Below are 17,206 nucleotides of genomic sequence, written 5' to 3' on the forward strand. Positions count from 1 at the left end.
CCATGATCGTCCGCGACAAGCCGACCCTGTTGCAACTCCTTTTCGCCGTCAAAGGCTCGGTTTTGCCACGCATTGCCCCGCGGATCGTGATCCTGACCGCGTTGGCCGCGGGCGTGACCTTTGTTGATCAGAACGGGCTTTTGCCGCTCGCGCATCCAAGCGCCGCACCCTTCGCAGTATTCGGCGTCGCGCTCTCGATGTTTCTGGGGTTTCGCAACAACGCCGCCTACGACCGGTGGTGGGAGGGGCGGCGGCTTTGGGGCCAGTTGATCGCCGATCTGCGCGCGCTCGGCCGAGAAACCGATATCTTCATCAGCGAGCCAGACCGACGAAAACAGGTGCTCCGGCTTGCCCTGGCCTTTCTACATCTTCACCGCGCCAATCTGCGTCAACTGCCCAACGACGCCGCCGCGAAGACGCTGACGGGGGAGGATTTCAGTGCAACACCTCATCCACCCTGTGGCGCACTGAACCAACTGGCCGACAAGGTTTCGGCGGCGCAGCGCGCGGGCGAGATCGACGGGTTTGGGGCCAAGGCGCTGACCGAGCGGCTTGGCGCAATCACCTTGGCGCAGGCCGGCTGCGAGCGGATCGCCACGACGCCTCTGCCCTATGTCTATTCGCTGCTGATCTTCCGGACGACCTATCTCTATTGCCTGCTCTTGCCGCTCGGCCTTGTGGAACAGGCGGGCTGGCTGACCCCGCTCTTCGTCGCCGTCGTGGCCTATGTGTTTCTGGGATTGGCGGAAGTGACCGAAGAACTGGCAGAACCCTTCGGGACCAGCGTGAACGGATTGCCGCTGGATGCGATGTGCCGGGTGGTCGAGATCAGCCTCGCGCCACGGCTTGGCCTAGAGGTACCCGAGCCGCTGCTGCCAAAGGACTATCATCTCAGCTGAGCCAAGTTTTGTAGTCTGAGACCAGAAGATGCGTCGGCGCGACATCTTCGTCGATCTCTGCAAAACGCCCAATCGGCGCGCGGAACCAATTGTCCGTCTCGTCATCATTCACCGTTGAAACCTCACCGATCAACACATCGCCACCTTCGCCCCAAAACGCATGCCAATCACCCGGCATCAGCGTCACGCTTTCACCGGGTTGAAAAAGCAGCACCTCGCCGGGCTTGAACGCCCGCGCGATCCCGTCGCAGAGCACGGTGCCGCCAGCGGTTTCGTCGAAAGAACCATCCTCGGCGGACCCGTAGAGCTCAATCGCCATCGTGGCCCCGCCGCGATTGATGATATCTTCGGCTTTCAGATAATGCCGATGCATCGGGCTGATCTGGTCTTTCTTTGAAATCAACAGTTTCTCGGCATAGCACATGCCGCCGCCCGCTTGCAGATCGGAGAGGCGGCCATTGCGCAGGGTAAATAGGAAAAGCCCGAGCTCATCGAATTTCCCCTGCCCATAATCGGTCACGTCCCAGCCCATGCCGCCAGAGACAATCCCATCAATCTCGGCGCGCCTGGCCTTCATCTCATCCGGCGTCCAATAGGCGAATGGCGGCAGAACAAAGCCGAAAGAGCGGATAAACGCATCCGCCTCGGCCATGATGTCGTTGATCTGTGAACGCTTCATCTGACGATCTCCCAGGATTTCCGCGCCGGTGACCCAAGGCTCGGCGCTTTTGCAAGCGTCTGGTTTAGAACTCCACGCCCTTTTGTGCGACGATCCCATCTTTGAATGGGTGTTTGACCAGCGTCATCTCGGTCACCAGATCGGCAATCTCGATCAACTCCGGCTTGGCATTGCGCCCGGTCAGCACCACATGGGTCATCTCGGGCTTTTCGTGCAGCAGGAAGTCGACCACGGTGTCGATATCCAAGTAGTCGTAGCGAAGCGCGATGTTGATCTCGTCGAGCAGCACAAATTGAATCTCGGGATCAAGGATCAACGCTTTCGCCTGTTCCCACCCGGCTTCGGCGGCCGCCACATCCGCCTCTCGGTCTTGCGTTTCCCAGGTGAAGCCCTCGCCGGAGACGACAAATTTGCATTCTTCGGCAAAGCGGTTGCGCAAAAGCTCCTTCTCGCCTGTCGTCCAGGTGCCTTTGATGAACTGCACCACAGCACACGGGATGCCGTGGCCGATACAGCGCATGATCATCCCAAAGCCGGAAGAGGATTTGCCCTTGCCATTGCCGGTATGCACGACAATCAGACCTTTTTTCTCGGTCTTCGTCGCCATCAGACGATCCCGCGCCTTCTTCAGCTTGCGCATCTTTTCATTATGGCGGGCGGTGACATCATCCATAAGCGCACTCCTGGTCATCAGAGCGCCCAGATTGCCGAACGCGCCTGCTTTGGCAAGGCGCGGATGCCTCCGGCGGGGATATTTGTGAAGCAGAGAAGGGGCAGATCATGCGCCAGATCCGCCCCTTTTAGGAGGGGCGTGCGGAGCTAGGAGGCCTCGTCAAGCACGCCGCGGGCGATTTGGTCGGCCTCGATGCTCTCGAAGAGGGCTTTGAAATTGCCTTCGCCAAACCCGTCATCGCCTTTGCGTTGGATGAACTCAAAGAAGATCGGGCCAATCACGGTTTTCGAGAAAATCTGCAGCAGGATGCGGGTTTCCCCGCCATCAACCACGCCTTCGCCGTCGATCAGAATGCCATGTTTGCGCATATGGTCGAGCGGTTCTTCATGACCTTGCACGCGCTCATGGCTCAAGTCGTAATAGGTGTCCGGCGGGGCCGGCATGAACTTGATGCCGCGCTCGGCGATCTGGTCGGTCGAGGCATAAATATCATTGGTGCCGACCGCGATATGCTGGATACCTTCGCCTTTGTAGCGCTTCAGATATTCGACGATCTGGCCCTTCTCGCCCCGGTCCTCGTTGATCGGGATCCGGATGCGACCGCAAGGCGAGGTGAGCGCACGGCTCAAGAGACCGGTGAACTTGCCTTCGATATCGAAGAAGCGGATTTCCTTGAAGTTGAAGATCCGGCCATAGAAGTCGAACCAGATATCCATATTGCCCTTGTGGACATTGTGGGTGAGGTGATCGAGATAGTAGAAGCCGACGCCAGCGGGATGCGCATCCGCAACCCAATCGAACTCCTCGTTATAGGGGTTCGCGTCGTAGTACTGATCGATCAGATAAATTAGACTGCCGCCGATGCCGATGATTGCGGGCACATCCATCGTTTTGTCGGCGCCGGTATATTCTTCGGCCCCTTTCGACAGCGCATGTTTCAGCGCGTGATCGGCATCCACGACGCGCCAGGCCATCGATGGCGCGCAGGGCCCATGCTCTTCCACAAACCGACTGGCGAAGCTGCCCGGTTCGGCGTTCAGCACATAGGTGATGTCGCCCTGCTGCCAAAGCTCGATGGCTTTGGTCTTGTGATTGGCGGTGTGCACATAACCCATCTTGGCGAAAAGATCGCGCAGCTCTTGCGGCTCGGGATGCGCGAATTCGACAAACTCGAACCCGTCGGTTCCTGCGGGGTTTTCGTCACTGATGGTGGCACGGGGGGCGTCATGGGGGAACGGGCCCATCTGGTTTCCTCCTTCGAAAGGGAATCTGTTCGCTATGCGTAGAGTACGGCATATTATGCGCGCATTCCGCGCGTTCTACTGGACTTCGCTGTCTATATCCGCAAGGTATACGCACCAAAGCAATAATTCACGCGATAGTCCCGCATGCTTGATAACACTGACCGGCGCCTTCTCAAAGCGCTACAACAAAACGCGACCCTGACCGCGCAGGAGTTGGGCGAGAAGCTGAACCTCTCGGCCAGCCAAGCCGGACGCCGACGGCAACGCCTGGAAGCGGCAGGCTATCTGATCGGGGCCCGGGCCGTTATCGATCCGGCGCGTGTCGGCTTGGGCGTGCAAGCTTTCGTGCAGGTGCAGATGGCAGCTCATAGCGATGACACCGATGCCAGTTTCGCCCGCCTCGTCCGGGCGCAAGAGTCGATCACAGCGGCCTTTACGCTGACAGGTGAGGCCGATTACCTGCTCCGCGTTTGGTGCGCCGATCTGCAAGCCTTGCACGAGATCATCCACGGGATACTCTTGCCGCACCCCTCTGTCGCGCGGGTGCAATCGCAGATCGTTATGGATCAGATGAAGCCCGACGCGCCATTGCCCATCTAGGACGTTTATATGGAAGATTTCCTGCTCCAAGCCACCATCTACCTCGCCGCGATGGTGATCGCGGTGCCTTTGTCGGTGCGGTTTGGCATGGGATCGGTGCTTGGCTATCTCCTCGCCGGGATCATGATTGGCCCGGTTCTGGGGCTGGTCGGGGCCGAAACGGAAGATTTGCAGCATTTCGCGGAATTCGGCGTCGTCCTCATGCTGTTTCTCATCGGTTTGGAACTAGACCCCAAGGGCCTCTGGGAGATGCGCAAGAAGCTGGTCGGCCTTGGCGGCGCGCAAATCGTGCTAAGCACGGCCGCATTGGCAGGTGGCGCGGCGCTGTTAGGCTTTGCCTGGCAAACCTCTTTGGCGATTGGTTTGATCCTCGCGCTCTCTTCGACCGCGATTGTGCTGCAAACGTTGAATGAAAAGAAGCTGATGCAGACAAATGGCGGGCGGTCGGCCTTCTCGGTCCTGCTGACGCAAGACATTGCCGTGATCCCGATGCTGGCGCTTTTGCCGCTTCTTGCCGTGCCCGGATTGGTCAGTTTCGGCGAAGACGGCTCGATCCAACGCGCGGTCGAGGATGACGCGCATCACACGATGTCGCTTGTCGAGGGGTTGCCGGGATGGGGTGTCACGCTGGTGACCCTCGGTGCCGTCGCCGCCGTTATCCTGGGCGGCTATTTCCTAAGCCGCCCGCTTTTCCGGTTCATCCATATGGCGCGGCTGCGTGAAATGTATACCGCCGTGGCGCTCGTCATCGTCGTCGGCATCGCATTTCTGATGATCCTTGTTGGCTTGTCGCCAGCGCTTGGCGCCTTTGTTGCCGGGGTCGTACTGGCCAACTCCGAATTCCGCCATGAGCTTGAGGCCGATATCGAGCCTTTCAAGGGGCTGCTTCTGGGGCTTTTCTTCATCACCGTCGGCGCAGGCATCAATTTCCGCGTCCTCTGGGACAGTTTCTTTGTCGTGGTCGGGCTGACGCTCGCAGTCATGACCGTCAAAGGCGTTCTGCTTTATGGCATCGGCCTGATCTTTCGGTTGCGCGGGCGAAACCTCTGGCTGTTCACCCTCGGCTTGGCGCAAGCGGGCGAGTTTGGCTTCGTGTTGATCTCCTTCTCACTGCAGCAAACGGTGTTGCCGATCCATATCGGTGAAATGCTGCTTTTGGTCGTCGCACTTTCCATGCTGCTGACGCCGCTTTTCTTCATCCTCTACGACTATCTCAGCCACCGGATGGGCGAGGCAAACGACGAGAATCCCGAGCCGGACCGGATTGATGCCAAGGCCCCGGTGATCATCGCCGGGATTGGCCGGTTTGGGCAGGTCGTCAACCGGATGGTGCAGGCCTCAGGCTTCAAAACCATCGTGCTCGACAGTGATCTCTCGACGATCCAACTGATGCGCAAATTCGGATTCCGAGGCTTCTTTGGCGATCCGACCCGGCCCGAGCTTCTGCATGCGGCGGGGTTGGATGACGCGAGCGTTCTGGTGGTTGCCGTGGATGACAAACAAGCGGCGGTCAATCTGGTGAGCTATGCCAGACGGCTCCGGCCCGATATCGCGATCACCGCGCGGGCACATGACCGGTTGCATGTCTACGAGCTCTATAATGCCGGGGCCGACCATATCGTGCGCGAGATGTTCGACAGCTCCCTCCGCGCGGCGCGCTATGTGCTCGAAGATATGGGGATGACGGATTACGAGGCTCATGAGTTGGAAACCGCGTTTTACCGTCACGATCGGCAAAACCTCCGCAGCCTCGCCGATGTCTGGGTGCCGGGCGTGCCAGTGACGCAGAACGACGCGTATATGGAGCGCGCGCGCGAGCTGAACAACAACCTGGAGACCGCCCTGGTCACGCAGCTTGATGAGATGGCTCATGATGAGCCGCCGCAAACCGGCAAGCGCCGCACCCGTAGCGATGCCGGGGCCCTCAAAGGGGTGATCGCCCGGCAAAACGCGACGCAAAACCCAGGCGACGGCTAGGCTCTAACCCGCTGCGACACCGGCCTCGGCAAAGGTTGCCATGCCCGAATGACAGGCCAGAGCGCCTTTCAGAACCTGGATCGCCAAAGCCGCGCCACTGCCCTCGCCCAGCCGCATGCCAAGCGCCAGAAGCGGCTCTTTGCCAAGCGCGGTTAGGAGCGGCCCATGCGCATGTTCCGCAGAGAGATGCCCCGCCACGGCATGATCCAGCGCCCCGGGAACGGCTTTGGCCAAGGCTGCGGCGGCAGCGGTACAGATGAACCCATCCAAGATCACCGGAATGCGCAGCACGCGGGCATGGGCGATCGCGCCGACCATCGCGGCCAGTTCGCGCCCGCCAAGACACCGCAGCGCCTCCAGCCCATCCGTGGCAGCACTTGGATTGGCGGCCAGCCCATCGGCCACCACCTGGGTTTTCAACGCAAGCCCTGCATCATCGACGCCCGTGCCCCGACCGGTCCAATCGCTGGCTGCACCGCCATAGAGCGCGAATGCGATGGCTGCAGCGGATGTGGTGTTCCCAATCCCCATTTCGCCCGTAATCAGAAGATCCGCGTCTGGGTTGACGGCGGTCCACCCGGCACCAATGGCGGCCATTAGCTCGGCCTCACTCATCGCCGGGCCTTGGGTAAAATCGGCGGTCGGACGGTCAAGCTCCAATGCGTGGACGCTCAAATCCGCACCGGCAGACTTGCACAGTTGGTTGATCGCGGCCCCGCCCGCCTCGAAATTGGCCACCATCTGCACGGTGACCTCCGCCGGGAAGGCACTGACACCCCGCGCAACCACGCCGTGATTACCCGCGAACACAAGCGCTTGCGGTGAAGCGATTGTTGGACGCGGGTTCGACCGCCACCCCGCATACCAGATCGCCAAATCCTCCAGCCGACCAAGAGCGCCCGGCGGCTTGGTGAGTTGCCCATTGCGCGCTTGCGCCTCAGCGATGGCCGCCACATCCGAACTCGGAGCGGCGGTTAACGCAGCACGAAACGCGGCGGGACTATCGGGAGCTTGGATCATGGCGGCGATGTCTTTCATTTGCGATCACGTTGGCTTTGGTGTTTATCGCAAGCTTGATCACACGCCACGCGACAGAAAGGCCTATTTGATGTCCGAAGGCGACAGAACATCCGACACGGCATTGATCCGGGCCGCCGATATCTGGCTGGCCCTGGGGTTGCTGACACGCTTGCCATTGCCATGGTCAGGCGACCAAAACCGCGCAGCGCGGGCGGCATGGGCCTGGCCGCTGGCGGGTGCCGTCCTTGGCATTTGGGGCGCGCTGACGGGCGGGATCGCGATGAGCTTTGGCCTGCCGACTGGCGTCTGCGCGGCCCTGACACTGACCGTTTTGATCATCGCCAGTGGAGCGTTGCATGAAGATGGGTTGGCCGATACGGCGGATGGGTTCTGGGGCGGCTGGACACCCGAGCGGCGGCTGGAGATCATGCGCGATAGCCGGATCGGCACCTATGGTGTTCTGGCCTTGGGCCTCAGCCTGCTGGCGCGATGGTCGCTGATCGCGGCTGCCTTAGATCACGGCGGTGCAGTTCCCGTGCTAATCGTGAGCGCGACGATCAGCCGTGCGCCGATGGTCGCGCTGATGGCGCATCTGGCCCCGGCGCGTGCCGATGGGTTGGCGCGCACTGTCGGGCGCCCGCCTGCGGACACCGCATGGCTGGCATGCGGCGTGGCCGGTGGCGTGGCGCTGATCTTTGCGGGGTTCGGCGGGTTCTTGGCGCTTCTCATGGGGTTCGCCGTCGCCATCGGGCTTGGTGCACTGGCCAAAACCAAGATCGGCGGCCAAACCGGTGATGTCCTGGGCGCTAGCCAGCAACTGGCAGAGATTGCGGCGATGGCGGTTTTGGTTGCGGCTCTGACATAAAAAGGGCCTCCCGGTGAGGAGGCCCAGCGAATGTCTTGACGATGCGCCTCAGATTAGGGGCAGGCAGCGTAGTAGATCGTGCCGTCGCCACGTGCATATGCGCAGCGGTTCTGCTGCGTGCTACGAGCCAACAACGTGCCCGCGGCGGCACCAGCCACGCCAGCCACAATGGTCCACTCATCATTGGCATCCAAAGCGTCGGCCAGCAAAACGCCGCCCGCAGCGCCGCCCAGAAGGCCGAGATTCGCGCGGTCTTGGTCACTCATCTGGCAGCCTGCAAGAAACAGCGTGCTTGCCGCGAAGACGGTCATAAGAAGTTTCGACATGTTACGTCCTTTCCAACGTGCTTTCGTCCGATCCTGTTACCTCAATGGGTCGGACCAACCACAGATCGGGTTCAATGTTCGGCCAGGCCAGAGACAATGGCCAGTCTGATCACGACCCTGATCGAAGATCAGCACAATCATGCCGATGTCGCGCCCGCCGCCAAAACAGAAACGCCCGCCGCAATGCAATGCGACGGGCGTTCTCTATTGAATTTCAAGCGGGTTAGGCGGCGGCACGCGCCGTCAAGACATCGTCGACGCGCTTCTGCGCACCAGCCTCATCCATGCCGTTCACAGCCGCCAACTCGCGGGTCAGACGCTCAAGCGCCGCTTCGTAAAGCTGACGCTCGGAATAGCTCTGCTCACGCTGATCGTCGGCGCGGTGCAGATCCCGCACGACTTCGGCAATCGCGATCAGATCGCCTGAGTTGATCTTTTGCTCGTATTCCTGCGCCCGGCGGGACCACATGGCCCGTTTCACGCGCGCCTTGCCCTTCAGCGTATCAAGTGCTTTCGATACCACATCAGGGCTCGACAGAGAGCGCATGCCCACTTCGGTGGCCTTGGCGGTCGGCACACGCAGGGTCATTTTGTCTTTCTCAAACGAGATCACGAACAGCTCAAGCGTCATCCCAGCAATCTCTTGCTCTTCGATCGATACGATCTGTCCAACGCCATGCGCAGGGTACACCACGTATTCGTTAGGGCTGAAATCCCGAGATTTGCGTGCTTTGCTCATATATGTCTTCCTCTTTCGGCCCGCGAGCATCAGGCGACAAAAACGCCAGTGGAAAGACAGGCTTTCCACAAGCGGATTCTTATGTCCTGATATCTCATCGCGGGCAGCAGCCCCGCGGCGCGTGTCACAACTCTATTTGTAACAGATATATAGCACAAAAAACGAAGGTTTCAAAATCTGACGGCGCGCACAGGCCAAAAAGCCCTGTTTTTACAGGGTTATGCTGCGGTGCAACAGAGTTTTCATATCTCTAAATCTGCATCGCAGATGCGAATCGGTCAACCACCTTCGCCCGGCGCCTCGGAAAACAGCTCCATCTTGCCGGGTTTGCCGTCCATCTCATCCGCATTTGGCAACTGATCTTTCTTGGTGATGATCACCGGCCAGGCTTCGGACCACTTGCGGTTGAATTCGACCCAGGTCTCCATATCCGGCTCAGTATCGGGGCGGATCGCGTCAGCCGGGCATTCCGGTTCGCAGACGCCACAATCGATACATTCATCGGGATGGATGACCAGCATGTTCTCACCCTCGTAGAAGCAATCCACGGGGCAAACCTCCACGCAATCGGTGTATTTGCAGGCGATGCAGTTGTCGGTAACGATATAGGTCATCAGAAGACTCGGCAGAGTTGGTCAGTCGTTAGCTACGCAACCCCCACAAAAGTTGCAAGATGGGTGCGACGCCGTTGCCCGATTATGATCCACTCTGGCGGCTAGATCCTATCGGGGTCATCGTCTCGGAGCGCCTCCAGATCGCGCCGCGCTTTCTTGGTTGGGCGCGCACCGACACGTTCGGGGATTGGCTCCGCAGGCGGGGTCAGATCGTCATAGAGCGCCTGAGCTTCGGGTGCGGGGCCGCGGCGGGTGGCCAAGGCGACGATCCGAACCACGCGGATCATTCGACCTTGCGGGAAGGTCAGCACATCACCGGGCCCGACTGAGGTTGCCTTTTTCTGCACCTTCTCGCCATTGACGCGCACATGGCCGCCCGACACGGTTTTCGTGGCCAAGCTCCGGGTCTTGAAGAACCGCGCCTGCCAGAGCCACTTGTCCAGCCGGTCTTTGACCGCCTCGGTCAGCTCTTATCCTTCAGCCCCGCGAGGGCTTGGGCAAAGGGATTGTCCGGGTCGATCCGGTCTTTCTTGCGATCCGGCCTGGCGGAGAAGCTTTGAGGTTTGTTGCCGCGTGGTTTGCCACCGGGCTTGCCCTGCGGTTTGCCCTTCTTACCACGCGGTTTGCCGCCACCATCATTTCGGCGCTGACCCTGTTGGTTCGGGCGGCGACGCGGGGCCCAGGCAAAGGTGTAGAACACCTCCATCTCCGGTTCTGCATCCGCAACTTCCGCCTGAGCTGCTGCACTTTCCGGCGGTGTCTCCGTCGGTATCTCCTGCGGCGGCACGGACGGTGCCTCAGCGGGCGGCTCCACCGGCGTTTCCTGCGGTGTCGCGGGGGGCCCTCGCCGGGCGCATCGTCAGGCAGTTCGGCGGGGGTCGGATCGGGGGTATCGGCCCCCTCCGTCGCAGATGTTTCCGCAGCAGGCGTCTCTGTCACTGGTGCCGCTTTCACCTTCACCCGCTCTCCGCGATCGGCCTTATATCCAAGGCCCTGCATCAGATCCGCGAACTGTTCCAACGTCATGCCGGTGATCGACAACATATCCGCCGTCGCTTCAAACCCGCCGCGCGTATCTTGCTGACGCAGCATATCGGCAAGCCGCTCCAGCATGTCGATGCGGATCGCTCGAGCACCCGCTGCTCGATAGCCCGACATCGTATGATAGCCGTCGGGCACCCCCTCGGCATTCGGGATCGTCACCAGACCGGGCGGCGGGCTTTCCGGGAACTCAGCCAGACCCTCGGCCAAGCCCCAAAGCACCAGCCGCAACCGTGTTGGCGCGGGTTTCAGAAGCAGTTGTTGGAAAATCGTGAATTGGCCAAAGCGCACACCATGCTTGCGCAGAAGCGCCCGCGCGTCTTGATCCAGCGCTTTCACATCCTCAACGACATCGGCGCGGGGCAGGACACCAAGCGCCTCGACCATGCGGAAGGCAAAACCGCGCGGCAGCCCGGTGAGCGCCTCATCCTTTGACATCGCCAAAAGCGGTTCAAAAAGGGTCGCCACCTTGCGGTCGATGAAATGTTGCAGCCGGCGTTGGACCTTCTGCATCACCTCCGGCCCGGCCTCTTCATCAACAAAGGCCTCGGCGATAGGCTTCAACGCCTCAGGCCCGGCAACCAGTTTGCCCACGGCCTGGTCGCCCCACATCAGGCCCCCTGCTCGGTGTAGTCAAACTCGGTATCCGGCGCGTTATAGAACCGATCTGCGCGGAGATGGAATTCTGGCCGGAGCGCCGCCACCGCGGCCTGCTGCAACGTCTTGGCCTCATCCGCCGTTGCGGACGCATCCTGACGGAACCGGAATCCTTCGAGGCGGCCCACAAACTGGCCCTCTACCGTCACTTCACCCTTGTCGTTCACCTCGGCCACAAGGCTCTCCTTCTGCTTCAACCGGCGCATCAGCACCGAGGTGCGCCGGTCGACAAATCTTTGCGTCAGCCGCTCGTGAAGCGCATCTGACAGGCGGTCTTCTACGGCACGCGTGGCGTCTCGCCAATGGGATTCATCATCGACCCAGCCATTCCGCTGCGCGACATAGGTCCATGTGCGGATATACGCCAATCGTTTAGACAACGTGTCAATATCGCCTTCGGTACGGTCGATACGTTTCACCTGTCGCGCAAGCCAGTCGTCCGGCACGCGGCCCAGATCGTGCAGATAGTCGAAAATCCCCGCCAGAAGGCTCGCATGTTCCGCGTGGCTGATCCCTCGAAAATCGGGAATACGGCAGACATCCCAAAGGAGTTTTACGTCCTGTGCACCGCTGATCCGTTCGGCCACATCCGCTTGCCCCGAGATAGCCTTTAGCGCCATCAGATCGTCGGCTTCGCGCGCCCGCGAAAGCCACTCGTCTTGCGTGTGCTCCTGCAGCGACGCGATCAAGCGCGGGACAGTGCCAAACTCCAATCGCGCGTTCCGCCATTGCAGTTTCCGAACCGGCGCGAAGCGATGGTTGGTGATCGCCTCGATCACCTGATCATCCAGCGGCGCGGCCTCGCCCGTGACCCCGAAACTGCCGGGCTCGGTGTATCGCCCTGCGCGCCCGGCGATCTGTGCCAGTTCGTTGGAGGCAAGGTCGCGCATCTTACGCCCATCGAATTTGCGCAGACCCGAAAACGCCACATGGCGGATGTCGAGATTGAGCCCCATCCCGATGGCGTCGGTGGCCACCAACACATCCACATCGCCGTTTTGATAGAGCTCCACCTGCGCGTTCCGGGTCCGTGGGCTGAGCGCCCCCATCACCACGGCGGCCCCGCCCTTCGTGCGCCGCAAAAGCTCGGCAATGGCGTAGACATTCTCGACCGAAAACCCAACGATCGCGGAGCGCGACACCATGCGGCTGATCTTCTTCGAGCCGGTGTAGGTCAGCTCCGAAAACCGGTCACGCCGCATGAACTGGACGCCAGGCACCAGCGCCGCAATCGCACCGCGCATCGTGTCCGCACCCAGAAACAGCGTCTCATGCAGGCCACGGGCATGGAGCAAACGGTCGGTGAAGACATGGCCCCGCTCGGGATCGGCGCAGAGTTGTATCTCGTCGACGGCCAGGAAATCTGTGCCGTTGCTCTGCGGCATCGCTTCAACGGTACAGACCCAGTATTGTGTGCGCGGCGGCACAATCCGCTCTTCGCCTGTGACCAGCGCCACGACCGAAGGGCCGCGCAGCGCGACAATCTTGTCATAGACCTCGCGCGCCAACAGGCGCAGCGGCAGACCGATGACACCGGTGCGATGCGCCAGCATCCGCTCAATCGCGTAGTGGGTTTTCCCGGTATTGGTGGGGCCAAGGATGGCGGCAATCCGCCCCTGCCCCGACATGCTGCCTGTCATTCTGCCTGACCGCCCGGCGAAGGGCAGCCCCTTTCGGCCCTTGTTCTGAAAATCTAGAGGGTTTCGCCCTCAAGCATTCGGTTCAACCGATCCACCGCCTGATTTATGTCGGGACGGTGCGGATGTATAGCTTGCGCGCTCTCAAAAGCCTCCAACGCGGCGTCGAATTCGCCCATTTCCTCCAACATCAGGCCCAAACCCGTCAACGCTCCGAAGTGGCGCGGATTGAGGGCCAGGACTTGCTGCACATCGGCAATTGAGGGTCCATACATGCCCATCCGGAAATAGGCTGTCGCGCGCGCATTCCAACCTTCGGCGAAATCCGGCGCATGATCCGTCAGTGCAGTCAGGTGATCAAGCGCCGCGTCCAGATCGCCCTCATCCAGCGCCTCGCGCCCCCGCATCAACAGGAAATCCGCCGAGGCCGAGCCGGAGATTGACCAGCGTTGGTAAATCTCTTCCTCCACCAACTCCCAATTGCCCAAATCCGGGATTTGGAGCCGCTCAAACAATTCTTCCAGGCGGTCGTTTTGCGCAAAGGCCAAGCCGGTTCCCGCCGACATGGTCAAAACTGCCGCAAGGAGAGTGTTGTGTATGATGACGAATGCTCTCATTCTGCTTTTGACTGTAGCATTCTGACACGCAGGTTCCAGAACAAAGCCGCGTGATCGACGGGAAGGAGATTTTCATGAGCGATGTGATTACCGGTGCCGTGGCGGCTCTAAGCGCGAAACTCGGCGATGGGTTCGACGGCAGCGCCATGTTTGTCATCGAAGGTGAAGGCGCGATTGTTGTCGACGGCTCGGGCGTACGCGCCGCCGAAGACGGGGCCGAAGCCGATGTGACGATGACCGCCGATGCCGACACGTTCCAAGAAATCCTCGCCGGGGACCTGAACCCGACCGCCGCCTTCATGGGCGGGCGATTGAAGGTTGATGGCGATATGGGCGCGGCCATGCGCCTTGGCGGCGCGCTTGGCTGACATGTGATGTTGGCCGATCCTGTCGACACCGCGATAGAGCCCGCCCCCTATCTGGCCGATGTGGCCGATGGGCCGGATGAGGCCAGCGCATGGTGGGTCCGCGCAAAAGACGGCACGCGGATTCGGGTTGGTCATTGGCCCGGAGGCGACAAAGGCACGATCCTGATGTTCCCGGGCCGCACGGAGTATATCGAGAAATACGGACGGCTGGCGCGAGACATGGTCGCGCGCGGTTATGGTATGGTCGCGGTCGACTGGCGCGGCCAGGGCCTTGCCGACCGCCCTGCGCATCGCCGCGATATGGGCCATGTGGTCAGCTTCGATGAGTATCGCGAAGATGTGGCGGCCATGCGCCAAGTGCTGGATCAGATCGCGCCGCCGAAGCCGTGGTTTCTGATCGGTCACTCGATGGGCGGGGCAATTGGACTCAGGGCGTTGCATGACGGGTTGCCGATCACGCGCGCGGTGTTCACCGCACCGATGTGGGGCATTCAGATGTCGCCGTTTCTCCGCTCGATCTCTGGGATCGTGATGGGGTTGAGCGGCCCGCTTGGCCTCGACACCAAATTCGCGCCTACGACAGGCCCTGCGGAGCCAATGGCGTTTGAAGACAACCCGCTGACCTCGGACCGGGACAATTTCGACTATATGTCACGACAAGTGGCAGAGCATCCGGATCTGGCGCTCGGCGGCCCTTCTATCCGATGGGTCAATGCCGCGCTGCGCGAGAGCAGCACCTTGCTCGCGATGCCCGCGCCTGACACACCGGCGCTGACGATCTTAGGAGAGTTGGAGCGGATCGTGGAACCAAGCGCCATCAAAGCTCGGATGGCGCATTGGCCTGGCGGACGGCTTGATTTGATCAAAGGGGCCGAGCATGAGGTGCTTATGGAGGCCCCGGCGATGCGCGATGGCATCCTTGATGCGATTGTGACCTGGTTCGAGGGCGACAGTTCGGCCGCTTAACACGCGGCCGCGGTCAGACCGCCTCGGGCGCATCCACCAGAACGCCGCCGTCAAGCCGCAAGACGCGATCCATTCGCCCAGCCAGTTCCAGATTGTGGGTCGCGATCAGCGCGCCAAGCCCCCGTCCGCGCACCAGCCCCATCAAAGCATCGAACACGCGATCCGACGTCGCTGGATCAAGGTTTCCGGTTGGCTCATCCGCCAAAAGCAAGGCAGGACGGTTCGCCAAAGCGCGGCAGAACGCAACGCGTTGTTGTTCGCCGCCCGACATCGCGGCGGGGCGATGGCTGGCGCGGTCTCCCACGCCGACACTTTCCAATAACTCTTGCGCATGCGCCTCGGCCTCGGCACGGGGCACCCCATGGGCCAGTTGCGGCAGCACGATATTCTCGGCGGCCGTGAATTCCGGCAGCAGATGGTGGAACTGATAGATAAACCCGATCTGCCCACGGCGCGCCGCGGTCCGCGCCCGATCAGACGCTTGGCCCTGATCCACACCCGCGATTTCGACCACGCCTGCATCCTGAGTATCGAGCAGACCGGCGATATGGAGAAGCGTCGACTTCCCAGCACCCGAAGGCGCGACCAGCGCGACAATCTCACCCGGCTGCACCTCTACCGACGCTCCGCGCAACACGCGGATTTCATTCGGCAATCCGTGATTGTAGCCCTTCTTGATCCCATCGAGGCGCAACACTGGCCTACTCATAGCGCAGCGCCTCCACCGGGTTCATCCGCGCCGCGCGGCGGGCGGGGAAGATCGTCACGACAAAGGACAGACCCAAAGACAGCGTGACCGCCGACATCACATCGGCCCATTCAAGCCGCGCGGGCAGTTGCGACAAAAGCCGAACCGACGGATCCCATACACCGCCACCCGCGACCCAGTTCACAAAGCTGAAGATCGGGTCAATCCAGATCGCAAAGGCGCAGCCAAGCGCCACGCCCACAACCGTGCCCGCGAGCCCAATGGCGGAGCCGCAGATAAAGAACACCCGCAGGATCGAGCCTTCGCTCAGGCCCACAGTTCGCAGAATCCCAATATCGTGGCTCTTGTTTTTCACCAGCATGATCAGGCCGGAGACAATGTTCATCGTTGCGATCAAAACCAGGATCGAGAGGATGACGAACATGATGTTGTCTTCCATCTGCAAGGCTTGCAGATACGCTCCGGAACTGTCCTGCCAGGTGCGAACATAGGTGCCCTGCCCCGCCGCTTGGGACACCTCCCAAACCACCTCTTCGACGGCCTCGGGATCGCCGACCGCCACGTCAATGCTATCGGCCACGCCATCGCGGCCAAAGAAGCTCTGCGCCTCGGCAAAGGGCATATAGATACGCACATTGTCGATGTCCCACCGGCCCACCCGGAACACATAGACGACCTCATAACCCCCGATCCGGGCGGCGCGCCCCCACGGTCTGCGCGCCCGTGGGCGAGGTCAGGCGGATCGTATCGCCGATCCGCAGCCCCAAACGTCGCGCCACGCCCTCGCCAATTGCGACACCCTCGTTGAAACGCTGCAGATCACCAAAGGCGGCTTCCGGCTCGCGCACCAAAGGCACCGTGGCCAGATCTTCGGCCGTGATCCCAATCACTTGGCCTAGCGTATTTTCGGCCCGCGCGCTGGCCATAACCTCGGCGCGAATGACGGCGGCGGCATGTTCGACACCGGCCACCGCGCGGACCGCGTCGGCCACCGCTTGCGGCGCTTCAATTGTGCGTGTGGTGGCCGCGCGCCCGGCCAAGGCCGCCGCGACATCCGGGTTCGCGTCGATCAGAGCGCGTTCTTCTTCGGTATAGTCGAACCGCTCCAACCCAAGAACAGAGATATGCGGGTTCGCGCCAACAATCGTCGCGACAAATTCATGGCGGAAGCCCGAGCGGACGGCCAAGGTCGCAATCAACGCCATAACCGCCAAAGCTATGCCGATAAAGCTGATCCAGGTCATCACGCTGACCCCACCCTCGGCGCGGCGGGCGCGCAGATAGCGCCAAGCGATCATAAACTCAAAGCCCGAGAACGGTTTGGTCCGGCCAGACATCCGGCGCTCCTGCCCATTATTGTTGCGCGCAAACTGGGTGCTTTAAGGCCAAGGGTCAAGCTTCGTTGATTCCAGCACCAATAACGCTTGCACCCACCCAACATGTCGCTTTTAATCTTTCATGTCGTTTTTTGACATCGAACCGTGGCGGTTAGACGGGCCGACAGATGCCTGCGCCCCGCCTTCACCCAGAATGCCTGGAGTTGACGACCAGGCCGGGCGCATGCCCGTTCGTCCA

16 protein-coding genes and 2 pseudogenes are annotated in these 17,206 nt (G+C 61.1%); 6 read left to right on the forward strand and 12 right to left on the reverse strand.

The window, feature by feature from the left end:
- The first annotated feature begins 2 nt into the window (after positions 1 to 2).
- Positions 3 to 899: a bestrophin family protein gene (locus tag QTA57_RS00880; RefSeq protein ID WP_290153181.1), complete on the forward strand. Its 897-nt coding sequence runs from the start codon at positions 3 to 5 to the stop codon at positions 897 to 899.
- On the opposite strand, the gene QTA57_RS00885 is transcribed toward QTA57_RS00880, so the two are convergent.
- The 3 genes from QTA57_RS00885 to hppD form a co-directional block, all read right to left on the reverse strand.
- Complete coding sequence (locus QTA57_RS00885) at positions 892 to 1,578, reverse strand: D-lyxose/D-mannose family sugar isomerase (protein WP_290153182.1); 687 nt, start codon at positions 1,576 to 1,578, stop codon at positions 892 to 894. The genes QTA57_RS00880 and QTA57_RS00885 overlap by 8 nt on opposite strands.
- A gap of 64 nt (positions 1,579 to 1,642) precedes the next feature.
- The gene (cobO, locus tag QTA57_RS00890; RefSeq protein ID WP_290153183.1) at positions 1,643 to 2,251 is read right to left on the reverse strand and encodes a cob(I)yrinic acid a,c-diamide adenosyltransferase; all 609 of its coding nucleotides are present in this window, start codon (positions 2,249 to 2,251) and stop codon (positions 1,643 to 1,645) included.
- Positions 2,252 to 2,397: 146 nt separating this feature from the next.
- On the reverse strand, positions 2,398 to 3,495 hold the full coding sequence (gene hppD / locus QTA57_RS00895) for a 4-hydroxyphenylpyruvate dioxygenase (protein ID WP_290153184.1): 1,098 nt from the start codon (positions 3,493 to 3,495) through the stop codon (positions 2,398 to 2,400).
- A 144-nt stretch (positions 3,496 to 3,639) separates the two neighbouring features.
- Between hppD and QTA57_RS00900 the strand changes: the two genes are divergently transcribed.
- Both QTA57_RS00900 and QTA57_RS00905 read left to right on the forward strand, forming a co-directional pair.
- Positions 3,640 to 4,095, forward strand: coding sequence for an Lrp/AsnC family transcriptional regulator (locus QTA57_RS00900; protein WP_290153185.1), 456 nt, complete (start codon positions 3,640 to 3,642; stop codon positions 4,093 to 4,095).
- A 9-nt stretch (positions 4,096 to 4,104) separates the two neighbouring features.
- Positions 4,105 to 6,072, forward strand: a complete 1,968-nt coding sequence (locus QTA57_RS00905) for a monovalent cation:proton antiporter-2 (CPA2) family protein (RefSeq protein ID WP_290153186.1) — start codon at positions 4,105 to 4,107, stop codon at positions 6,070 to 6,072.
- Positions 6,073 to 6,075: 3 nt separating this feature from the next.
- Here QTA57_RS00905 and cobT read toward each other — a convergent pair whose 3' ends face one another.
- On the reverse strand, positions 6,076 to 7,092 hold the full coding sequence (cobT, locus tag QTA57_RS00910; protein ID WP_290153187.1) for a nicotinate-nucleotide--dimethylbenzimidazole phosphoribosyltransferase: 1,017 nt from the start codon (positions 7,090 to 7,092) through the stop codon (positions 6,076 to 6,078).
- 88 nt (positions 7,093 to 7,180) lie between these two features.
- Between cobT and cobS the strand changes: the two genes are divergently transcribed.
- A complete protein-coding gene (cobS, locus tag QTA57_RS00915; protein WP_290154990.1) occupies positions 7,181 to 7,957 on the forward strand; it encodes an adenosylcobinamide-GDP ribazoletransferase in 777 nt (258 codons plus the stop codon).
- 53 nt (positions 7,958 to 8,010) lie between these two features.
- Here cobS and QTA57_RS00920 read toward each other — a convergent pair whose 3' ends face one another.
- From QTA57_RS00920 to QTA57_RS00945, 6 genes and pseudogenes are all read right to left on the reverse strand, one after another.
- A complete protein-coding gene (locus QTA57_RS00920; RefSeq protein WP_290153188.1) occupies positions 8,011 to 8,283 on the reverse strand; it encodes a glycine zipper 2TM domain-containing protein in 273 nt (90 codons plus the stop codon).
- 223 nt (positions 8,284 to 8,506) lie between these two features.
- Complete coding sequence (locus tag QTA57_RS00925) at positions 8,507 to 9,022, reverse strand: CarD family transcriptional regulator (RefSeq protein ID WP_145211502.1); 516 nt, start codon at positions 9,020 to 9,022, stop codon at positions 8,507 to 8,509.
- A 278-nt stretch (positions 9,023 to 9,300) separates the two neighbouring features.
- Entirely contained in the window at positions 9,301 to 9,636 is a 336-nt protein-coding gene (gene fdxA / locus QTA57_RS00930) for a ferredoxin FdxA (protein WP_145211505.1), read from the reverse strand.
- Positions 9,637 to 9,737: 101 nt separating this feature from the next.
- The gene (locus tag QTA57_RS00935; protein WP_290154992.1) at positions 9,738 to 10,103 is read right to left on the reverse strand and encodes an RNA-binding S4 domain-containing protein; all 366 of its coding nucleotides are present in this window, start codon (positions 10,101 to 10,103) and stop codon (positions 9,738 to 9,740) included.
- Positions 10,100 to 12,962: pseudogene (locus QTA57_RS00940) on the reverse strand (helicase-related protein). Before QTA57_RS00940 ends, QTA57_RS00935 begins: the two are co-directional and overlap by 4 nt.
- A gap of 65 nt (positions 12,963 to 13,027) precedes the next feature.
- A complete protein-coding gene (locus QTA57_RS00945; protein ID WP_253261148.1) occupies positions 13,028 to 13,537 on the reverse strand; it encodes a tetratricopeptide repeat protein in 510 nt (169 codons plus the stop codon).
- Positions 13,538 to 13,662: 125 nt separating this feature from the next.
- Here QTA57_RS00945 and QTA57_RS00950 point away from each other — a divergent pair, with 125 nt between their 5' ends.
- Together QTA57_RS00950 and QTA57_RS00955 are read left to right on the forward strand one after the other, a co-directional pair.
- Positions 13,663 to 13,956, forward strand: a complete 294-nt coding sequence (locus QTA57_RS00950; RefSeq protein WP_145211516.1) for an SCP2 sterol-binding domain-containing protein — start codon at positions 13,663 to 13,665, stop codon at positions 13,954 to 13,956.
- Between the two features lie 6 nt (positions 13,957 to 13,962).
- Positions 13,963 to 14,922: an alpha/beta fold hydrolase gene (locus QTA57_RS00955; protein ID WP_290153189.1), complete on the forward strand. Its 960-nt coding sequence runs from the start codon at positions 13,963 to 13,965 to the stop codon at positions 14,920 to 14,922.
- Positions 14,923 to 14,935: 13 nt separating this feature from the next.
- Here the strand turns inward: QTA57_RS00955 and QTA57_RS00960 are convergent, their stop codons facing one another.
- A complete protein-coding gene (locus tag QTA57_RS00960; protein ID WP_290153190.1) occupies positions 14,936 to 15,631 on the reverse strand; it encodes an ABC transporter ATP-binding protein in 696 nt (231 codons plus the stop codon).
- Positions 15,624 to 16,968: pseudogene (locus tag QTA57_RS00965) on the reverse strand (ABC transporter permease). The gene QTA57_RS00960 and the pseudogene QTA57_RS00965 overlap by 8 nt, the downstream one beginning before the upstream one ends.
- Positions 16,969 to 17,206: the final 238 nt, after the last annotated feature.

Origin of the sequence: Fontisubflavum oceani (genome assembly GCF_030407165.1) — a bacterium.
In the GTDB taxonomy this organism is placed as follows: domain Bacteria; phylum Pseudomonadota; class Alphaproteobacteria; order Rhodobacterales; family Rhodobacteraceae; genus Rhodophyticola; species Rhodophyticola oceani.

Excerpts from the sequence above, each read along its gene's own strand:
- QTA57_RS00880 (WP_290153181.1), top strand. The coding sequence starts at position 3 with ATGATCGTCCGCGACAAGCCGACCCTGTTGCAACTCCTTTTCGCCGTC.
- QTA57_RS00885 (WP_290153182.1), bottom strand. The coding sequence starts at position 1,578 with ATGAAGCGTTCACAGATCAACGACATCATGGCCGAGGCGGATGCGTTT.
- cobO (WP_290153183.1), bottom strand. The coding sequence starts at position 2,251 with ATGGATGATGTCACCGCCCGCCATAATGAAAAGATGCGCAAGCTGAAG.
- hppD (WP_290153184.1), bottom strand. The coding sequence starts at position 3,495 with ATGGGCCCGTTCCCCCATGACGCCCCCCGTGCCACCATCAGTGACGAA.
- QTA57_RS00900 (WP_290153185.1), top strand. The coding sequence starts at position 3,640 with ATGCTTGATAACACTGACCGGCGCCTTCTCAAAGCGCTACAACAAAAC.
- QTA57_RS00905 (WP_290153186.1), top strand. The coding sequence starts at position 4,105 with ATGGAAGATTTCCTGCTCCAAGCCACCATCTACCTCGCCGCGATGGTG.
- cobT (WP_290153187.1), bottom strand. The coding sequence starts at position 7,092 with ATGATCCAAGCTCCCGATAGTCCCGCCGCGTTTCGTGCTGCGTTAACC.
- cobS (WP_290154990.1), top strand. The coding sequence starts at position 7,181 with ATGTCCGAAGGCGACAGAACATCCGACACGGCATTGATCCGGGCCGCC.
- QTA57_RS00920 (WP_290153188.1), bottom strand. The coding sequence starts at position 8,283 with ATGTCGAAACTTCTTATGACCGTCTTCGCGGCAAGCACGCTGTTTCTT.
- QTA57_RS00925 (WP_145211502.1), bottom strand. The coding sequence starts at position 9,022 with ATGAGCAAAGCACGCAAATCTCGGGATTTCAGCCCTAACGAATACGTG.
- fdxA (WP_145211505.1), bottom strand. The coding sequence starts at position 9,636 with ATGACCTATATCGTTACCGACAACTGCATCGCCTGCAAATACACCGAT.
- QTA57_RS00945 (WP_253261148.1), bottom strand. The coding sequence starts at position 13,537 with ATGTCGGCGGGAACCGGCTTGGCCTTTGCGCAAAACGACCGCCTGGAA.
- QTA57_RS00950 (WP_145211516.1), top strand. The coding sequence starts at position 13,663 with ATGAGCGATGTGATTACCGGTGCCGTGGCGGCTCTAAGCGCGAAACTC.
- QTA57_RS00955 (WP_290153189.1), top strand. The coding sequence starts at position 13,963 with ATGTTGGCCGATCCTGTCGACACCGCGATAGAGCCCGCCCCCTATCTG.
- QTA57_RS00960 (WP_290153190.1), bottom strand. The coding sequence starts at position 15,631 with ATGAGTAGGCCAGTGTTGCGCCTCGATGGGATCAAGAAGGGCTACAAT.